1 protein-coding gene is annotated in these 598 nt (G+C 49.7%); it reads right to left on the minus strand.

All coding sequences use genetic code 11. The annotated features are described in order from the left end of the window. Nucleotides 1–99 precede the first annotated feature (99 nt). On the minus strand, nt 100–598 hold a 499-nt coding region (locus tag NOG12_RS13265), incomplete at its 5' end, for a hypothetical protein (protein WP_313933517.1).

A 598-nucleotide genomic window follows, 5' to 3' on the forward strand; every position in this document is an offset into this window, starting at 1 on the left:
TAACGCCTGCAGCAACGGCCGCAATGGAGCAGCGAAGCTGCGGAATGGAGGTCCAGCCCCGAAGGGGCGATGTTGCCTGCACTTGTTACACGTTGCGGACTATTTAAAAACACCGTTATCTCCTGCCTGCGCAAAGATATTGCCAAACCTAAGCTCTTGCTCTGTGAGCTGATATGGCAGGAGCACTACAACAGAGTAACCAGACTCATGATCTAGAGCGATTGCTATAGCGTCTGACTTTTCGCCGGTTTCTGGTAACGGGACACGGACATCATAGACTAAGGCGGTGGCTTTATATTCCCCTGACTGTGCTGCTGAGATGAAGGCCTGCTGAAGCATTGAGATAACTTCAGATGATGGAGGGTGCTCATCACCATCGTAAGCTGCAACACTAACTATTTCTCCGGATGGCGTCATTGCACCTCCGTAGGGGAAGAACTCACCATGCTGGGCTAGCAGCTGCTCTGCCAATGGCAATACGGCATCCATGAGTTGTTGTGATTCGGCTTTCCCTTGCTCCATGCTGCCTCCAAAGCAAAATGTTGAAAATAATAGGATTAATGTAGCGATGCTTAATTTCATAGTGACGTGTAACGCT

This window comes from Pseudidiomarina fusca (assembly GCF_032227045.1).
GTDB classification, from domain to species: Bacteria; Pseudomonadota; Gammaproteobacteria; order Enterobacterales; family Alteromonadaceae; genus Pseudidiomarina; species Pseudidiomarina fusca.